Here is a 16,159-nt window from a genome sequence, read left to right on the forward strand (position 1 = left end):
GATCCCGTCTGATAGATCTGTGTATTTTCGGCCATCGGCCATCGATCATCGGCCATCGATAAGAGCAAGAGTACGTTCAAAATAAAAAAGGCTGCCAGTGGCAGCCCTTATGTGGAGTAGGGATTAAAAACGGGAGAGTTATTTCTTTACACTTCCGAATACTTTCTGCAGGAGCGCAGATGCCTGGCCCATTGGATTAGCCCGGATATTGGCCTCTTCCTTTGCTACCTGGTCAAACAGCGCGTCAACTGCTTTTCCAACTACGAAAGAAGTGAGATCCGGATCCACTTTCTTGATCGTTGTCGGGAACTTGTTATACGTTGTAACGATATCACCGTAATATTTTGTGGCATCTACTTTTTCCAGCGAAGATTGAACTGAGGGAGTAAACGCCGTAACCAATTTCTGTGTGGTCTTCTGTTTGAAGTACTCAGTGGCACCGTTTTTCGGGCCCGTAAGGATCTTTAATGCATCGGTTACGGTCATCTCTTTGATCGCATCAATGAAGATCGGCTTAGCGAAGGCCACCGCATCTTCCGCACCGCGGTTGATCGCAAGAACAGCCTTATCTACCTGAGCTCCCATCCCTGCAGAGCGTAATGTTTTTTCGATCTTTTGAGCATCTGGCGGAAGAAGCACTTTATAAAGCTCACTGCCAAAGAAGCCATCTGTTTTATTGAGATTCAGTACTGCATTTGCCACTCCCTGGGTCAGGGCCTCTTTAATACCCTGGCCGGCCTCGTCTTCAGAAACACCAGAAGACCCGCCTTTATTCAGGATTTTAGGAAGTTTTATTTGAGCGTCAACTGTAGCCGGCAGGATTGCTGCACCAAAAAGAAGAGCGACGAGATAGGTTTTCATCAGATGTTTTTAATGTTTAAAATAGGATTGGTCTGTTCTCCAACGGGTCTGAACCATCATTCAGAATGAACAGCGCCTCAAGTTAACCGCCAATCCGTTAAAATCCAATAGGCAGACAGTGAATTGACGATAGTTTCATGAAATCCGCTGCATGAAGGGGAAGATTCGTTGTCCGTTGCCCGTTGTCCGTTCACCGTTGACCGTTGACCGAAGACCCGAGACCCCAGACCATTGTCTGGATTGCCATATAATAGTTGTGCTGGGGTTTAAAGTTTTCGGCCCCAATAAGAATTACAGATGCCTGCTGCCAGAAAATTGACCATCTGTGCATCCGGTCAACGGACAACGGTGAACGGACAACGGTCAACGGACAACGAATATCCCTACCTTTGCAGCCAATTTTTCACTATATGAGCACGCAACATTTGTCTGAACAGGAACAACTCCGCAGGGAGAAACTGGCCGAATTGATCATGATGGGCATCGAACCCTATCCGGCCCCTCTGTACCCGGTTAATAGCACTTCTGTCTATATAAAAGAAAACTTCAAGGAAGAAACGAAGGAGCAATTCAAGGATGTGTGCCTGGCGGGCCGGATCATGAGTGTCCGCGATATGGGAAAAGCCAACTTTGCCGTGATCCAGGATGGCGCCGGCAGAATTCAGCTGTATATCCGCCGTGACGATATCTGCCCGGGCGAAGACAAAAGCCTGTATGACATCGTTTGGAAAAAATTGCTTGATATCGGCGATATTATCGGGATCCGCGGCTATGCGTTCGTAACCAAAACCGGAGAAACCTCCGTACATGTAACCGAACTGACGCTGCTGAGCAAATCTCTTCGTCCACTGCCGATCGTGAAAGAGGCAGAAGGCCAAACATTTGATGCTGTTACAGATCCTGAATTCCGCTACAGGCAACGCTATGCGGACCTCATCATCAACCCATCCGTAAAAGAGACATTTGTCAAAAGGACAAAGCTGATCAACTCGATCCGTGAGTTTTTGAATAGCCATAATGCCCTCGAAGTAGACACGCCGGTACTTCAGGCGATACCCGGCGGCGCTGCGGCTCGTCCGTTCATTACACATCATAATGCACTGGACATCCCGTTCTATCTCCGTATCGCCAATGAGCTTTACCTGAAAAGACTGATCGTCGGGGGATTCGACTGGGTGTATGAGTTCAGCCGCAACTTCCGTAATGAAGGTATGGACCGGACACACAACCCTGAGTTTACCGTACTTGAATTCTATGTGGCTTATAAAGATTATTTCTGGATGATGGAAACGACCGAGCAATTGCTTGAAAAAGCTGCCCGTGACGTTTGCGGAACCACGGAAATTGTTGTTGGTGGTAAAGACATTTCTTTCAAGGCACCATTCAAGCGCATCAGTATCTACGATGCGATCAAAGAACATACCGGGCATGATGTAAGTCGTATGAGCGAAGAGCAATTACGTGCGGTATGCCGTGAGTTGCATATCCAGGTTGACAATACCATGGGCAAAGGCAAACTGATCGACGAGATCTTCGGCAATAAGTGTGAACAACATTATGTGCAACCGACATTCATCATCGATTACCCGGTTGAAATGAGTCCACTGACTAAAAAACACCGCGATAAACAAGGGCTTGTAGAGCGATTTGAGCTGATGGTAAACGGTAAAGAGATCGCCAATGCCTACACCGAGCTGAATGACCCGATCGACCAGCGCGAACGTTTTGAAGAGCAGGTTCGCTTACTGGAAAGAGGTGATAGCGAAGCCATGTTCATCGATCATGACTTCCTCCGTTCACTCGAGTACGGCATGCCTCCAACATCCGGTATCGGTTTTGGCATTGACCGCCTCTGTATGCTGCTGACAAACCAAGCATCCATCCAGGACGTGTTGTTCTTCCCGCAGATGAGACCTGAACAAACACAGGAGACTTCGAAAGAGGAAGAAAGTAAATAAGTAAAGTTTCAAAGACAAAGCTCGTATCCTGGTTATCCCCGGATACGAGCTTTTTTAATTTTGAAGTGGTTGCACCGGATCAGTCGACAAACAGATCCCTGTACAATTTTGCACCCGGTACGACCGAATATTTTTCGAGATCAATAATTCCTTCTGCCGCGAATAGCTCTTCGTCGATAAAGCAGTTTCCCGTGCATTCTTTGGGCGATTTATTGAGGATCAGGTAAGCGGCATCTGCAAGTATTTCCGGGGTTCTGCTCATGTTGGCAAGCGTTTCACCTCCCAGCAGATTTCTTACAGCAGCTGTATCGATAGTTGTCTTTGGCCATAAAGCATTCGAACCGATGTTGTGGCTTTTAAGTTCTTCGGCCCATCCCATTGCCATCAGGCTCATATTGTATTTCGTCATCGTATAGGCAATATGGCCGGCAAGCCACTTCGGCTTGATGTTCACCGGCGGCGACAATGTGAGAATATGCGCATGATCCGATTTTTTCAGGTGAGGAATACAAGCTTTTGTAACAAAGAAGGTTCCGCGCACATTTATTGAATAGATCAGGTCGAACCGCTTCGATTCTGTTTGTTCCGTCGGGGTGAGAGAGATCGCAGAAGCATTGTTGATCAGCACGTCAATGCCACCAAAGGTTTCGAGGGTTTTGTCAACCACATTCTGCACCTGGTCTTCAAACCGGATATCACATTGTACGGCGAGCGCTTTTCCTCCGGCGGCTTCTACCTCGGCAGCCGCACTGAAGATCGTTCCTCCGAGTTTGGCATTCTCTTCCACAGATTTTGCGGCTATTACAATATTGGCTCCATCCGCCGCAAAACGTAATGCCATGGCTTTCCCTATACCGCGGGTCGCTCCTGTAATGATGATCGTTTTGTTCTTCAATGACATAGCAGATCTTTTGTTTGCCTGAAGATATGAAAAGCCGCCGGGGAATAGCATTTTACCTCGTATATACACTAGATGACCCGTAAATCCGGAATGGATATTAATGGTTACATCTGCGCTGGTGCCGATAAAAAAGCGCCTCTATATTTGATGCTGTTACCGGTTCATAACAGGCCGGCAGTACAAACCGTGAGTCCCGTTTTATTCCAATATACCCTTTGACAGTTGAAGCAATGGCAACAGCTGTACTAATGAAAAACCTCTGAGCCGACTAACTGCAACATGAAGAACACTTTGGTTTGGCCCTAAAAAGATTCAACCCCGGATAGTCCGGGGTTGAATCTTTTTAGACTATTCCCGGAAGTAGTTAGGTCCATCCGAAATGCCGGAGAGCCAGCTTTCATCCGAATTAAGAAGGCTTATTTTCTTAGATCCAGAAAGCAGTTTTTTCAACGGCATACTCCCGTTATTTTCCCGCAAGATGTTGTGTTTTTCTCATGGATTCGCTTTGGCCTAAAGCGATCTTTACAACAGAGAAATTTCTTAGTCACCGTCATTTTCAGGACTGGTGGAGGAGGGCAGTCCTGAAAAGGGCGGTGCAATTTTTTTTCATTGTTGGTATGATCAAAAAAAGGGATAGTGAGATAGGAAATGTGGAATTATACAAATGAAAGTGGGCGACGACGGTCAAAACGCAGCAATGCGGATGCCGTCGTATGCCCATTTATAGCCTGCGCTGATCTGCGCTGATTTACGCTGGCCTGCGCAAGTCTGCGCTGATTTGCGCTGGCCTGCGCATGAGAAAATGTTCAGGACAATGAAAGTCGGGTTGGACCAAAATCCAACGCCGCCCGATCAGGCAGCGCAGCCTGTCGCCCCCCGGCCCACTACCCCGGCCATGATCTCGGGTTAATAATTGATCACCTGTATGTCTCCGCGTTTACTTCCTAAACGACTTAAAATCACGTCGCAGTGAAATTGAATTTATACCCTGGCTTGATGCCCATACAGAAAGGCGCAGCTTAGCCGGGAAAGTAAAGTCTGTCTGAAAATCTAAACCCTGCCCCCCAATATTAAAGCGGTAAGTCACTGTCAGGGTCAAGGAAAGCAGGGATCAAAGGATATTTCCACCCTGCTTAACCAGCACCAGGCAACCGGGAAGCTTTGAGGGGGTGATTGGAGAAAACGAGATCCCTGTATGCCAGGGAGGGTCCTCATCAGGGCTGGCCTTCTAATCATAGGGCTGGAGCTTAGCTCAAGCGCGAAGAATTCCGCCCAGGTCAATCTCCCAAACGGTCACATGGTTGTTCTTCCATGATTTTGCGGCTCAATCTGTAGTGTTCTTCTCGTAAGAAAAGAGCCTGTTTCTGGCTCCAGGACAAACACAGGTCAGGTAAGGCAGCTTTGCGTCACAGGCCCGGCAAAATGAGGCAGTTTTTGGAGCGCGGAAGAAATATACCGTCAATTTGAACTCTTTTCAGACTGACAGAAATCTAAAGGTTTGCCGGTTCCCGAAGTGGCAGGGCATCGGGAGATGTATAAGCAGATCCAGCGTATACGTACCCATTAATTAACGTGGGGGAAGCTGAGGTGGATGGGCTTTGAGTCGCTTACCACTTGATGGGCAACGACCGGTTCCTGACGGGAGGGGTTCCGGGGGGCGCATTCGTCCTTAAACCTGATCCATTATGGTGTCAACCCATTACTCTTCACATCCAGTAAGGCTGTTGGCTCAATGAACGTGACCGTTTTCAGATCCTGTGTCGCCTGCAGCCCTTTGTGGCCCTGCACCTGCTGATCTTTCGAGCGGTACTCCGCATATTTATCTGTATAAAAGATGCCGAGGTTCTGGTCCCACCAAAGGTCCGGGCTTTTCAGTGTGTCGCCTTTAAGCGTGATGACCACTACGCTATCGCGCAGGTAAACTTTGTTATATGTCTCGTAGTATTTGCCGTATTTGCTGTCAAGCCGGGTTTCCTTCACGAGGCTGTCGTTGTAAAAATCAACATGAAGACTTTTGGGAAACTCAACGTACTGCGTATCTGAAGATTTCCCGGATGCCATCCTGATCATGACCGGGGCGGTCAGCCTTGCCTTCATTTTTCCTTCTGAACTGATAAAGCTCTCGATCGATCTTGCTTCCTCGACGGAGGCAACGTCACTCGTCAGATCATTGATCACTTTCTGATCGTTTTCACAACCCCATAAAAAAAAGCAGCTTATACAAAAAGCTGCTATGGGATAATATTTTGGAAAGGATCTGATCACGTTGTTAATCATATTTTCTCTTCATGAACCAAAGATCGCTCAGTGAAAGTCCTATTGAAACACGGAACAAACTTTCCTTCAGCGCACTCTGATTATCTCCTCTTCTGCTGTATTCTAGTGCAAGATTGATCACGGTGATCTGGTTAGGCGCAGTAGTACGGCTGAAGTTGGATAATGGCAGGCCAAATCCTAAGGACGCACCCCATGTGTTGAGCTTGCGGCTTTCAACCTGCACATAGTCAGGTCCTACAAAGAAACCCGCCCGGTATGCAACATTGCTGAAGTAATTTGCTGCAGGGAAGGGACGCAACTGGCCACCTACACGTACCTGCCAGTTAGATTTCACGGTAGGATCTGCGGCTCCATACACACGGTATTCATCCCAGTTGCTTCTCACAAGATCAACACCCACCAGCCAGTCACCTTTCTTCTGCTCAAAATCAAAGTTGCGGCGTAAGGCAAAACCTACTGTGAAAGATGACGGATAAATGATATCACCTTTTATATCTTTAGTTTCATATGAGCTGTCAATTCTCGTATTACCCAGGTTCTCATCGTAATAATATGTTTCGCGGATCACATCCTGGGACGCATTCAGTTTGCGTCGCATATTTCCAAAAGCACCCAGTGTAAGCGCATATCCTTTATTGAACGCGTGCGTGTATTGCAAACCACCATTAAACATGATGTTTCCGTAAGTGGTTTTAGTCTGGAAATTACCGGCGTTATAGGACACAGTATCGTTCAGGAAAAAGCGACGGGAGCTGATGTCTTTGGATCCAAAAAGGTAGCCTACACCAGCGCCAATTGCCAGCTGATCATTTTTTCCGAAATTGAATTTATATCCCATCCCGAGATTTGGCAAAAATGCACCGCCACTTCCCTGATACAATGTACCTGCCGTATCGATCGATTGACCGGTATTAGGATCAACCAGGCGTTCTGTAGACGCGATCTGGTAGCTCACTCTTGACACCGGACGGATGCCAAACGACAAACCCCAATTCTGACGCAGGGGAACACCAAGTTGCACATGCGAAAAAAGCAGGTTACTCGTTCCGAATTTATTGGTGTTATTGGGCTCAATCAGGTTGCGGTTATCCAAATTGATACCTACATCCAGGATCGCACGGCCAGCCGCAAGCTTGTTTGACTTGCTTTCTTTTCTCGATTGGAAAAAGGCGTACGAAGCAGGGTTACTGTAGTTAATTGACAATGGCGCCGGGGCGTCAAAAATTGCCGCGGAAATTCCTCCCATTCCACGGGAATTAATATTTGCTCCGGGCGTCAAATCACCAATGCCATATCGCGAATAAGGTGAGTTATCCTGTGAAAAAGCAGGTAGTACAGCAGTTGTCAGTAGAACGCTTATTGAAAAACGAAACACACCTAACTTGTTGATTCTCTTAGGGGTTATTAAGTTCGCTAATGGCATAAAGACCTTTAAATATTAAATCAGGGTCTGCAAATATCTTGTTTTTAAGGTGCGAACCCAAATGTACCATATCACCCCCGGTTAAGACCACGTTAAAGTTGTCGAATTTTTTAGCGTATTCGTCTATAAATCCGTCGATCTCGTAGACCATTCCGAGGGTCACTCCGCTTTGGATATTGGTAACCGTGTCGTAGCCGATCAGTGGCACATTGCTATCGGCCCTGACCACCGGCAGCTTGGCGGTATAATGGTTAAGCGACTTTAATCTCATTTCCATGCCCGGAGAGATACCTCCACCTGAAAAGCGATGATATTTGTCAATAAAATTATAGGTGATGCAGGTCCCTAAGGCGATGATCAGGTTATTCTTTTTAGGGTAAAACCTCACTGCCGCGGCTAAAAGCGCCAGCCGGTCTGCCCCTATCGTTTCGGGTTTGCCAACGAGGGTAGTAAAATCCAGCCTGGTTAAATGATTCAGTTTATGGAACCGGGTATGTTTTGCCAACTGTTCTTCCAGCATCGGATCATGATCGATCACCGACGAAAGTATCGCTTTTCCTGGCCGGTATGTATCCAGCAATTCCCCGATCGTCTCTGCATTATCATCCGCCAGTACAATCACCTTCTCGATCACATCGCCGGTAAATACCGCGAGCTTTCTCCTTGTATTGCCAAAATCAAAACAAAAGGTAACCATGGGCTGCAAGATAAGGGTTGAAAGTTTTTTTTGTTCAAAAGTTTAAGGTTCGCTCCCTCGTTCACCATTTTCCAGCGCATCTTAAATTGTACGCTTTTAAACCATTCAACGAGTGATCCTTACACCTCCTTCCACTTCCAATCAAACCCTCCCAGGTTCTTGAAGTGTCCGTTCAGCTTTACCTTCTCTTTCAGCTGCTCCATGCCTGACACCATGGGAAGTGTCTTGACCAAATGTCGTTTCAGGTATTCCTGGCGTTGACGTTCGTCCAGCAAACCTAACAGCTCATACTCTTCCTGTAAGGAAAAACCTACATGATGCGCCACATCATAAGCGCTGATCTGCTCATCCGTTTTTGCAAAATCCTTGGAGAGGTTCAATAGCTGGTGTAATTCACGGATGCTGGCCATCACTTTGCGCATCTGTTCAACATTGCCCTGTTCCCGGTTATCCGGGTAATTGACGATCGCACCGCTGTATAATTTGTCCGGGATCTCTTTGATCACTTCCAGGATCCGGAATACACGGCTGCCAACAGTGCGGATGTCCATTTCTCCATTATCATAGATCTTTGAGATCTCATGGATCTCGACAAGCGAACCCATATCCTGCAGGTTGTTATCAATCACAGTCGGAATACCGAACGGCTTCTTTTGCTCATGACACTCCCTGATCAATTGTTTATATCTGGGTTCAAAAATATGAAGGTTCAATTGCTCTCCCGGGTATACCACAATACCAAGAGGAAATATCGGAATGAAATTAGTCATAGTTAGAAATTGTCTTCCCGCAAAAACGTGTTTTCCGTACCCGCAATTTGCTTAATAGTCCGCTTCAAAACAATGCCATTTCCACCACCACAGGCTAAAAAATGTATAAATAAAGATGCCATGCTGCATTTCAAGACTTGTTTCGACCACAAAAAGGCAGATGGATGAAAGATGAAACGTGACCCAGAAGAATCGGTTTTTTATTCTTCGCCGCAATAGTGGCAGAAAAACAACTCCACTGAAGAATAAAATCCCGGGCCAGCCTGCCATGCATCCATGCGCCAGCCATTCATTACTTGGATACAGCTTATCGCTATGCTGGATCCCGTTGATATTCTTATCATACCAGCGATCGGCCTGATGCCACACATCACCAGCACCAACCCCGGTAAACGGATGCTCGCTTAAAAGTGCCCAACCAGCTTTTAGAGACGCGACCCGGTTGCCGTCACTTGTGCCTGACCGATACTTATTCTTGATGATAAAAGAAAGATCATACAGATTATAGCTGATACGATTTCTGAATGTGGGAAAACAAAACCAGCCGATCAACAATAAAGCAACGATGCCCGTCACTACAGTGAATGCCAGACGCGGTCTTGTTCTTATTTTATGAAGGGCATAGCAAAAGGCAAACAGGTATAGCATCACCAAACCCGCACGCGCTGCCAGCAAATGCAAATAGATAACGAGAAATACTACCGCAAGCAGAAGGAACGCCCGTTTCCGTCCTGCAGCATTTTTGTCACCGGCCAAAAAAACCGCTATCCAGATAGCGAGAAATACCATCCAGCTGAACCTTACATGATCATCGCCCAACAACGTGGGGATCGTTTTTGCACGCAGATAACTTTCATTGATAAGTTCCGCATTCATGAAATACTGAGCCAGGCTCCAGCTACATGCTGCTATAGTAAAAACAATAAAACATACTGCGATCCGGCGGTTGTCTTTGGACGCCAATTTCCAATTCCCGGCAAAAGCGAGTGGCAATAATAGAAATGGAAGTTTTATGACCATCACCTCCGCCCATTCCCGTGAATCGGCGCTCCACAAACCCGAAATAAGCGGGATCAGGAATAAAAAGGAAATACTCAGCAGTAATGCTGATCTCATAAAAATCCTGCACTGTTGCACAAAACCACTATGCAGGGTGGTCATCGCAATAAAGAGGACCATGCTCATTGACAGCATTGCCCGGGAAACAAATAAGCTCCCCAGCATTAAAATGATCACAGCGAAAATGGCTTTGTTCCGCCATTCATTCTGTACAAGAATCCTCATACATTTGTAAACCTACAACAAGTTTTCGATGTGGCAGGAGCTATCCATACAATTACAAAGCGGAGACATCAGGGCTCTGGCAAGAGCGATCACTCTTGTCGAAAATGCTGTTGCCGGATATGATACATTTCTTGAAAAACTACCGGAACATAAGACAAACATTATCGGTATCACAGGGCCACCGGGTGCAGGTAAAAGTACACTTGTAGATGCTTTAATAGGTGAACTGGTTACCGCCGGTAAAAAGATCGCGGTACTTTGTATCGATCCTTCATCACCGTTTCATCTTGGAGCAGTGCTTGGCGACCGGATCAGGATGAGCGACTGGTACACTAACCCATCCATATACATCAGGTCTCTTGCGAGCAGGGGCAGCATGGGAGGCCTTCATCCGATGATCATTGAGATCACCTATGTGTTAAAGGCAGCGGGATTCGATCATATTATCATTGAAACAGTCGGCATTGGACAAAGTGAAGTAGAGATTGCCGGTCTCGCAGATACAACTGTCGTCGTATTGGTACCCGAAGCTGGTGACGAGATCCAAACGATGAAAGCCGGCCTGATGGAGATCGCGGATATTTTTGTGGTGAACAAGGCCGACCGCCCGGATGCTGATCATTTTGTAAAAAATCTCCGGCTTATGCTGGCGCCTTCCTTCAATAAACAGGAAGAAGTGCCTATCCTAAAAACCGTCGCGTCAAAAAAGACCGGCATTGATCTCCTAGCAAAAGCTATCAATAACCATTCTTCCACGGCCAACACTCAACGCAAAGCTTTTCTGCTGGCTTCGAAAGCCTGGCATATTCTTCAAAAACTCCGGATGAAAGACCTCGATCAGCGAAGTCTTGCGCAGGAGATCACTTATAAACTTACAAAAGGAGACTTTAACCTGTTCTCATTTATAAACGAGGTGAACAACCGCAGTTCTGTTTAATACGCACGCCCTAATTTTGTATTTTTAATCATGGCTATCACGTCATCTCTTTCTGTCACACCTTCTCCGGCGGAACTACGGTTCTCTGTTTGCAGTATTGTGACCAACACGCAGGAGTTCGAAGAAATGAAAATCAGCTTTGAGCAGTGTGGTTTTGAAAAGGGTTGCGAATACATCATTGCAGATAATACAAAGGGCAATCAATTTGATGCATATACGGCAATTAACCGTTTTATCAGGGAAGCTAAAGGAGAGTACATCATCATCGTCCATCAGGATGTGAGATGTATAGACAGGGCAGATTCGTTATCTCAAATACTGAATGATCTTTCTGCAAAAGATCCGAAATGGGCGGTGTGCGGAAATGCAGGTGCTGCGGGCTACCACCGTGATGTGCGTTATATCGTAAATGCGGGAAAAACTATCACTCATGAGAACCTTCCGATGAGGGTTTTTTCACTCGATGAGAACCTGCTGATCATTCGCCGTTCGGCGAATATTGTTGTTTCGTCAAACCTATCAGGCTTTCACATGTATGCAGCCGATCTTTGTCTTCTCGCTGATCACCTCGGCTATAATTGCTATGTTATCCCATTTATGGCAGAGCATCTTAGCCTTGGAAATCTGAAAGACCTTGCACTCCACAAAAAGAATTTTCTTGATCAGTATGGCTATAAAATGCGTAGCCGGTTTATTCAAACACCGAGCACCAAATTTGTTTTGTGTAAATCGCCAAGAAGCAACCGGCTTAGCAATGGCCCGTTTTTTTTCCTGGTAAAATGGATAGAAGGGATCAAGCTCTTTTTCGGCAGAACAAATCACAAAAAGCATTACAGGAAAACTGTTACGGAGGGCAAACGCAGCTAGAATCGGGTGATCTCATTTTTTTCAACCGAAGATCTCACTAACTCTACCACTTGATTCACCGTGAGCAATTCCCGCCCGTTAGCGGCTTTCAAAAGATTTCTCCGGCTTTCGATCACCCCATTATAATGCCGGATAAATGACAGCAGGGATTTCAGCCAGGTGATCCTGAACATGAAGAGATAGGCCAGGCTCTCAAAGGAAAATTGTACAAACCACTGAAATCGCTTGAAATAACTAAGATGAATAGCATGCAGGAACATCTTATTCCTATCGTACACCACTTTTATACTTTTCTTCCGGTGACTTTGCTTTATAGACACTGAAACTTTATGCCGGCAGACCGCGTAGTCATCGTAGTAACACTTCCAGCCCATCCGCCATGCCCTTAGTGAAAGATCATAATCTTCCACATAAAAAGGAGCAAACAACTCATTGAATCCTCCAAGTGAAATAACCTTCGATCTATCAACAAACGCAGCGGCACCTGACAGATACATACTGTAAAGCCACTGCCCAGACTCTTTTTTTACTGGTAAATAATTCCCGGAGGTCTTGATCTTAAGGCCGTGAAAAGAAGGAAACTTGCCGCCATCCTGTACATAGTCATCATCCCAACCGATTATCTTTCCCATTACACCAAACGTATCGGGCTTATCAAAATAACGGAGAAGATGAACAAGGTAACCGGGTTCAAGCTTCACATCACTGTTCAGCAAAAGCAAATGTGAATACCTGGCTTTGAAAATACCTTTATTAATGGTGGGTGAAAATCCCTGGTTGGTCTCGTTTTCCAGAATTATCACATCAGGGTATTCTTGTGTAAGGAAAGGGATCGAGTTGTCGGAGGAACAGTCATCGCTGATGATGATCTCAAACGGGAGCTTGGTTTCTTCTATAGCGATCACGACTGCCGGTAGTATGTCCTGCAACAGCAAAAGACCATTATAGTTTGGTATGACGACGGAGACGCCGGATACAATCGTACTTTGTTGCATGTTGGTGATCGTCCCTTAAAGGGTTTCCCCGGTGAACGTAGGCGATACTGACGCTACTACTGCTGCTGCTTATTGTTCTGCCACCACTTATAGCTGATGTAACCTATAAGAAGCATCGGTGTGAAGGCCAGATACAAAATCCCTGAATTAAGACCTTGTGCAGGCTTCTCACCGAGTTGCTGAGCTGTTTTTGTGCAGATAGAACATTGTGCTTCTGCCACAACAGGCAGAACAATTGAAAAACATGCAATCAGACAATAAACCAATACCCTCTTTTTCATCAGTTCAATTTCACCGCAAAAATAGTGAAAGCACACTGAAAAAATCTGATTAAATGATCTGTCATCCCCAAATGCAGAATAGCCGGAAATTCCGGCTATTCTGTCTGTTATTTACACGTTCCGGAGAAAACACTTAGATGAAATCACCCGTTCGCGAACATATTATTTTTTTATTTCCTTTTGGACCGTTATCAACCAATCCGGATTGTTAAAATCCAGGACTACATCCGGTCTGATGCCTACATTATCTATCCCTTCTCCTATGTCTATCCTTCGTGAACGGGTGGTTGGATAGTTAACAGTAAAATCGTTACAGATCTCCTTTTCCCGCACGTTCGCATAGTCAAGCACCCCCATGCTATGCGTTCCGAATAATCTCACTTTCTTACTTTGCCTTGCTTCAAGAAGAAACTGCTCGGTTGTACTGCCACACCGGCCATTTATTATTACAGCAATTTTCTTTGGGAAAGGAATAGCTTCTGATGTTATCGTTGTATCCGGGAAAAAATTGAACATCCGCTTATTACTTTTTCTTGCATTCTCCATCAGGTCGCTATACTCTTTTTTATCAGCTTCAGGCATTCCTGAAATACTGTTGATCAGCTGAAGAGTAATGTCAATGTTATACGGCGTAGCAAGGAGATCAACACCAATGTTCTTTACAGGGTCCGTATACATAAACCTCTTTAACGGCCTGTAAGAAATATCAGCGCCGCCCCCATTACCACGAACATCGATGATCATATACGGAAGCGATTCCAGCAATGCGGTATTGGTTTTGATCACCGAATCAATCGACTGGATAAAGTTTGCATCGAAGCTGCTGATACGGATATAAGAAGTCTGATCGTCTAATTGCCTGAAGAACGCATTATGCAGCTTTTCTTCTTCAAACAACGGAGTGTAGGAATTCGAAAGGCCCGGTTTTTCGTAATTGCTTTTATACCACCCTTGCGTGTGAAATGAATTTCCCTTTGAAAAATCAAGCTCCCCAAATATGGGATAGTGATAGCGATTGTACCAGATCACGTCATACTCGTTACTGCCTTTACCCGGAACAAGCTCGAATTTTACATTGCCGGGCTTCCACTCGGGGGCTTTTGCGGATAAAATGATACCGGCATATTTTCGGAAACCGTTATCATTCTTAACAACGGCTACCTTGTAGGAAGAATCACTGGTGTAATAAATCCCTTCGATCGAAGCAGAAGTCGTCTTCTCCAGGAACGGTGTGGAAATTCCTTCCATAGGAAACTGCTCGACTGCCGCAATATCTCTTGCCAGTTTTCCATTAGCTGTGTCAAATTGAACTGACATGCTTAAGTGTTCATCTTTGAAGAATTTCAGCCAGTCTTTGATAACCTGGTAAGAGTATGCTTTCTTCTTTGTCTTCTGAATGGCACGGATATGTTTTTCTGTAAATAATGCAAATTCTTTTTTGTTAGATGCATTCACCTTATCAGAATAACCCGCGTAATTCTCTTTAAGGAATAAGTGTAAACTATCAAAGGATTTCGCCGCAGTGCAGGCTGGCTGGCTTTGTGCGGATAGAAATGCCGCAGAGAAACAGATCAGAATTAAGTACTTCATAAAATTATTTATCGTCTTTTAGGCGCATTCGGGATAAAAACAAAAAAGAAAAGCGGTAACCACACCGCTTTTCACCACCAAACTTACTGTTATAAAAGAACCGTCCTTAAATTATTTTTTGTTTGCGTACCATGTGCCGTCAATTTCTGAGTCATTTTTCCAGGTTCCGTTGATCAGTTTGTTGGCCAGTTTATCAATTTTTGCAGAAACTTTTACTACCACGCCATTCTGTTTTCCGGTATACTCTCCCTTGAAAAATTCTCCGGTAATCGACCATGTTCCTGTTCCTGTTACTACGCCATCACTCAGCCGATCAAGCTTTCCTCCAGCCTTGATATCAAGGGCGAACGAACCGGATGGAATCGCGGAACCGCTTCCGATCTTTCCCTGCCAAACGCCGATAATGTCAAAGGCTGGTGCAGGCGGATCGATCTCCTTTTTGTCTTTTGAACATGAAGTGAAAAATGCAGCCATCAAAATAGTTGCCGCAAAAAATCTAACCAGTCTCATCGTTTTAGGTTTAATGTTTAATGATTTTCATTTGATGGTGCAAAGCTAACAGCGATCATTCTGTCTGCACATCCATGTTGAGCCTTCTGTTTATATTTTGAGTAAAGCGTACAACGGTATGTGCAGGGAATGCAGGGAAGATGTTAAACAGTCTTTTATGACCAGTGGCGGATGCAGGACAAATTACGCTACATCATTTGTCAGCCTGTCCGTGACGGCGTTTCCAGCTTGTGTTTCGCTCATGATTTCTTCGTTATTTTCCCCTGACATTTTGTGTTTTACCCATGGTCTCGCCTCGCTTCTAAGCGATATTTACAACGAGATATCTTACTTAGTTGTCTCCGCTTATGGCGGATGGGGGTGGGGGTTGGGGGGTGTTCGCCATGGGCGGAGACACTATTTTATAAATATTCAATAACTAAAAGAGAAAAAAGAGAGAATGGATAGATAAAAGAAAAAAATACATGAATTGAAAACGCTTGAAGATCAGGCAGGATATTTTGCATGCGTAAATTATCGTAGTCAGTCTGTAATTGAATTATCAGTTAAGCAATTTTCATTCACCTCCATTATTATTCAAGTCAACTTAAAGACGAAGAGCAAAAAGCTGCCGTCGCCCCCGGGCCGGGATTCGGGGAATTCTGGCCGCGGACATGAGAGCGCAGGCGAACTGCGGCCGGCACCGCCGGTTAGCCGGGTTTACAGCATTCCCAGCCTGACTCAACTTTGGAGATCTCCCGGTACTTTAAAATCATTAAACCAAATGGTCAGGGTGGGCAGATACACCGTCCACTACGAACCGGCAAAA

Annotated in this window: 15 protein-coding genes; 4 read left to right on the forward strand and 11 right to left on the reverse strand. The window is 45.4% G+C overall.

The genetic code is table 11. The features are described from left to right. Window positions 1-138: 138 nt before the first annotated feature. Window positions 139-861: a DUF4197 domain-containing protein gene (locus LZZ85_RS26845; protein WP_237876928.1), complete on the reverse strand. Its 723-nt coding sequence runs from the start codon at window positions 859-861 to the stop codon at window positions 139-141. A 410-nt stretch (window positions 862-1,271) separates the two neighbouring features. Between LZZ85_RS26845 and lysS the strand changes: the two genes are divergently transcribed. Beyond that, window positions 1,272-2,819: a lysine--tRNA ligase gene (lysS, locus tag LZZ85_RS26850; RefSeq protein ID WP_237876930.1), complete on the forward strand. Its 1,548-nt coding sequence runs from the start codon at window positions 1,272-1,274 to the stop codon at window positions 2,817-2,819. Between the two features lie 79 nt (window positions 2,820-2,898). On the opposite strand, the gene LZZ85_RS26855 is transcribed toward lysS, so the two are convergent. The 6 genes from LZZ85_RS26855 to LZZ85_RS26880 form a co-directional block, all read right to left on the reverse strand. Continuing rightward, window positions 2,899-3,720, reverse strand: coding sequence for an SDR family oxidoreductase (locus tag LZZ85_RS26855; RefSeq protein ID WP_237876932.1), 822 nt, complete (start codon window positions 3,718-3,720; stop codon window positions 2,899-2,901). 1,683 nt (window positions 3,721-5,403) lie between these two features. Further along, window positions 5,404-5,997: an LPS export ABC transporter periplasmic protein LptC gene (lptC, locus tag LZZ85_RS26860; RefSeq protein WP_255724362.1), complete on the reverse strand. Its 594-nt coding sequence runs from the start codon at window positions 5,995-5,997 to the stop codon at window positions 5,404-5,406. Further along, on the reverse strand, window positions 5,990-7,372 hold the full coding sequence (locus tag LZZ85_RS26865) for a porin family protein (RefSeq protein WP_237876936.1): 1,383 nt from the start codon (window positions 7,370-7,372) through the stop codon (window positions 5,990-5,992). Before LZZ85_RS26865 ends, lptC begins: the two co-directional genes overlap by 8 nt. A gap of 19 nt (window positions 7,373-7,391) precedes the next feature. Beyond that, on the reverse strand, window positions 7,392-8,117 hold the full coding sequence (locus LZZ85_RS26870; protein ID WP_237876938.1) for a type III pantothenate kinase: 726 nt from the start codon (window positions 8,115-8,117) through the stop codon (window positions 7,392-7,394). Window positions 8,118-8,236: 119 nt separating this feature from the next. Further along, window positions 8,237-8,887, reverse strand: coding sequence for an LON peptidase substrate-binding domain-containing protein (locus LZZ85_RS26875; RefSeq protein ID WP_237876940.1), 651 nt, complete (start codon window positions 8,885-8,887; stop codon window positions 8,237-8,239). A gap of 51 nt (window positions 8,888-8,938) precedes the next feature. Further along, window positions 8,939-10,171, reverse strand: coding sequence for an O-antigen ligase family protein (locus LZZ85_RS26880; protein ID WP_237876942.1), 1,233 nt, complete (start codon window positions 10,169-10,171; stop codon window positions 8,939-8,941). Window positions 10,172-10,199: 28 nt separating this feature from the next. Between LZZ85_RS26880 and meaB the strand changes: the two genes are divergently transcribed. Together meaB and LZZ85_RS26890 are read left to right on the forward strand one after the other, a co-directional pair. Further along, on the forward strand, window positions 10,200-11,108 hold the full coding sequence (gene meaB / locus LZZ85_RS26885) for a methylmalonyl Co-A mutase-associated GTPase MeaB (RefSeq protein WP_237876944.1): 909 nt from the start codon (window positions 10,200-10,202) through the stop codon (window positions 11,106-11,108). A 30-nt stretch (window positions 11,109-11,138) separates the two neighbouring features. Further along, entirely contained in the window at window positions 11,139-11,975 is an 837-nt protein-coding gene (locus LZZ85_RS26890) for a glycosyltransferase family A protein (RefSeq protein ID WP_237876946.1), read from the forward strand. Here LZZ85_RS26890 and LZZ85_RS26895 read toward each other — a convergent pair. The 4 genes from LZZ85_RS26895 to LZZ85_RS26910 all read right to left on the reverse strand — a co-directional run bounded on the left by LZZ85_RS26895 (window position 11,972) and on the right by LZZ85_RS26910 (window position 15,351). Continuing rightward, window positions 11,972-12,970 (reverse strand): glycosyltransferase family 2 protein, encoded by a 999-nt coding sequence (locus tag LZZ85_RS26895; protein ID WP_237876948.1) that lies wholly within the window; start codon window positions 12,968-12,970, stop codon window positions 11,972-11,974. The two genes, LZZ85_RS26890 and LZZ85_RS26895, sit on opposite strands and share 4 nt — an antisense overlap. Window positions 12,971-13,026: 56 nt before the next feature. Then, window positions 13,027-13,251 carry a hypothetical protein gene (locus LZZ85_RS26900; protein ID WP_237876950.1) on the reverse strand — a complete coding sequence of 75 codons (225 nt, stop codon included), beginning with the start codon at window positions 13,249-13,251 and terminating at the stop codon, window positions 13,027-13,029. 162 nt (window positions 13,252-13,413) lie between these two features. Continuing rightward, window positions 13,414-14,841 carry a S41 family peptidase gene (locus LZZ85_RS26905; protein WP_237876952.1) on the reverse strand — a complete coding sequence of 476 codons (1,428 nt, stop codon included), beginning with the start codon at window positions 14,839-14,841 and terminating at the stop codon, window positions 13,414-13,416. Window positions 14,842-14,952: 111 nt separating this feature from the next. Next, on the reverse strand, window positions 14,953-15,351 hold the full coding sequence (locus tag LZZ85_RS26910; RefSeq protein ID WP_237876955.1) for a hypothetical protein: 399 nt from the start codon (window positions 15,349-15,351) through the stop codon (window positions 14,953-14,955). A gap of 469 nt (window positions 15,352-15,820) precedes the next feature. Here LZZ85_RS26910 and LZZ85_RS26915 point away from each other — a divergent pair. Beyond that, a partial coding sequence (locus LZZ85_RS26915; RefSeq protein WP_237876957.1) for a hypothetical protein occupies window positions 15,821-16,159 on the forward strand: 339 nt, incomplete at its 3' end.

Source organism: Terrimonas ginsenosidimutans (genome assembly GCF_022012415.1).
Lineage (GTDB): Bacteria > Bacteroidota > Bacteroidia > Chitinophagales > Chitinophagaceae > Terrimonas_A > Terrimonas_A ginsenosidimutans.

Bases quoted from the DNA above. Each gene is read 5' to 3' on its own strand.
- LZZ85_RS26845 (WP_237876928.1), bottom strand. From the start codon at position 861: ATGAAAACCTATCTCGTCGCTCTTCTTTTTGGTGCAGCAATCCTGCCG.
- lptC (WP_255724362.1), bottom strand. From the start codon at position 5,997: ATGATTAACAACGTGATCAGATCCTTTCCAAAATATTATCCCATAGCA.
- LZZ85_RS26910 (WP_237876955.1), bottom strand. From the start codon at position 15,351: ATGAGACTGGTTAGATTTTTTGCGGCAACTATTTTGATGGCTGCATTT.
- LZZ85_RS26900 (WP_237876950.1), bottom strand. From the start codon at position 13,251: ATGAAAAAGAGGGTATTGGTTTATTGTCTGATTGCATGTTTTTCAATT.
- LZZ85_RS26875 (WP_237876940.1), bottom strand. From the start codon at position 8,887: ATGACTAATTTCATTCCGATATTTCCTCTTGGTATTGTGGTATACCCG.
- meaB (WP_237876944.1), top strand. From the start codon at position 10,200: ATGTGGCAGGAGCTATCCATACAATTACAAAGCGGAGACATCAGGGCT.
- LZZ85_RS26855 (WP_237876932.1), bottom strand. From the start codon at position 3,720: ATGTCATTGAAGAACAAAACGATCATCATTACAGGAGCGACCCGCGGT.
- lysS (WP_237876930.1), top strand. From the start codon at position 1,272: ATGAGCACGCAACATTTGTCTGAACAGGAACAACTCCGCAGGGAGAAA.
- LZZ85_RS26905 (WP_237876952.1), bottom strand. From the start codon at position 14,841: ATGAAGTACTTAATTCTGATCTGTTTCTCTGCGGCATTTCTATCCGCA.
- LZZ85_RS26895 (WP_237876948.1), bottom strand. From the start codon at position 12,970: ATGCAACAAAGTACGATTGTATCCGGCGTCTCCGTCGTCATACCAAAC.
- LZZ85_RS26870 (WP_237876938.1), bottom strand. From the start codon at position 8,117: ATGGTTACCTTTTGTTTTGATTTTGGCAATACAAGGAGAAAGCTCGCG.
- LZZ85_RS26880 (WP_237876942.1), bottom strand. From the start codon at position 10,171: ATGAGGATTCTTGTACAGAATGAATGGCGGAACAAAGCCATTTTCGCT.
- LZZ85_RS26890 (WP_237876946.1), top strand. From the start codon at position 11,139: ATGGCTATCACGTCATCTCTTTCTGTCACACCTTCTCCGGCGGAACTA.